1 protein-coding gene is annotated in these 1,725 nt (G+C 74.5%); it reads left to right on the top strand.

Annotated features, from left to right (window positions below):
• Positions 1 to 575 precede the first annotated feature (575 nt).
• Positions 576 to 1,403, top strand: a complete 828-nt coding sequence (locus tag ACFWBD_RS39875; RefSeq protein WP_355710611.1) for an AfsR/SARP family transcriptional regulator — start codon at positions 576 to 578, stop codon at positions 1,401 to 1,403.
• Positions 1,404 to 1,725 lie beyond the last annotated feature (322 nt).

Here is a 1,725-nt window from a genome sequence, read left to right as displayed (position 1 = left end):
GCCCCGGAATCCGCCCCCCCGCCACCTGCCGGGGGCGGTACCACCCGCCCCCCCGCCCCGCCCCCCCCCCCCCCCCCCCCCCGCCCCCCCCCCCCCCCCCCCCCCCCCGGGGGGGGGGGGGCGGCGGCCCTGCCGCCTCCGCGCACAAGCAGACCGATAGGTATATTTCGCCGGGACGAGGGGGTATGCCATGGCCGGATCCGGGCGCCGGCACAGGGAACGCCGTCCCCCTCCCGCGGGCCGCTCGCGGGAGGGTTGCGCATATTTCCAGCCGCACCGATCCGGACTTCCGGTGGCTCCTTGTTTTCGCTGCTCTGTGCGTCAGGTAAGTGGAACTCCAGCCTCACCCTGGGGTTTCTCCTGGCCGGGAAGGGGTGGGGTGAACGCCAGTTTGATATGCGGCTGGCCGGTTCCCGCCGCTCGGGCGGGGCGATGCCCGTCCTGTATTGACAAACCGACTGTGCTGTTTTTTTATCGGGGGTGTTCGATTGACAAGCAGAGCACCGGGCCCCCCGGCGGCGGCATTCGTGCCGCCCGGGAGCTGCGGTCTGTGGCCTGGACTCATGGGGGAGTTTGTGGACATCGAAGTGCTGGGTGCGTTGTCGGTCCGGGAGAACGGGGTGTCGGTCGTACCGACCGCCCCGAAACCCCGGCAGGTCCTGGCTTTGCTGGCGCTGAACGCCGGCCAGGTCGTTCCCGTGTCGGCGCTGGTGGAAGAACTGTGGGGAGTGGTGCCGCCGCGCAGCGCCCGCACCACACTCCAGACGTACGTGCTCCAGCTGCGCGAGCTGATCGGCAGCGCCCTGGCGCGCGGCGGCGACGAGCGGTGCACGGCCAAGGACGTCCTGGCCACCGTCCCCGGCGGATACCGGCTGGTGGTGCGGTCAGGGACCGTGGACTTCCGCGAGTTCGAGCGGCGCGCCGGCGCGGGATACCGGGCGATGGACGCCGAGGACTACGCGGGCGGGGCACGGCTGCTGGCCGACGCCCTGTCGCTGTGGCGCGGCCCCGCCCTGGCCGACGTGCAGGCGGGCACGCGCATCGAGATGGAAGGACGCCGCCTGGAAGAGGCACGGCTGTGCGCCCTGGACCAGCGGATCGAGGCCGACCTGCGGCTGGGACGCCACCGCGAACTGCTCCCGGAACTCACGGTGATGGTCAATCAGTACCGCATGCACGAGAGCGTGCACGGCCAGTTCATGCTGGCACTGCACCGCTCGGGACGGCGCAGCGAGGCACTCGACGTCTACCAGCGGCTGCGCGCGACACTGGTGTCGGAACTGGGCCTGGAACCCTCCGCGGCGCTCAGCCGCCTCCAGCGTTCGATCCTGATGGCACGCGCCGAGACACCGCCCGCGGGCCCGGACACCGCGGAACGCCGGCTGGTCGCCCGCACCCCCTGACCCGCCGGCCCCGCCCCGCCCCCGCCCCGCACCGGCCCCGCCCCGCGTCCCGCACCGCCCCGCCCCGCACCGCCCCGCCCCGCGTCCCGCCCCGCCCCGCGTCCCGCCCCGCCCCGCGTCCCGCCCCGCCCCGGCCCCGCGTCCCGTACCGGGCCGGCAGGCCTGCACGCCCCCGCCGCGCGCAGCCCGGCCGCTGCCCGCCCCGCGGGCGACGGGCCGGTCCGCACTCAGGTGGTGTAGAGGTCGTAGGTGGGGGTGTGGTGGGGGTCGGCGATGATGTCGAGGCGGGGGTCGACGGTGAGGATGGCCTGGTGCATGCGCT

The organism is Streptomyces sp. NPDC060002 (assembly GCF_042737245.1).
In the GTDB taxonomy this organism is placed as follows: Bacteria; Actinomycetota; Actinomycetes; order Streptomycetales; family Streptomycetaceae; genus Streptomyces.
Note: the sequence above shows the minus strand (reverse complement) of the source record. Positions and strands in the feature narration are given on the sequence as shown.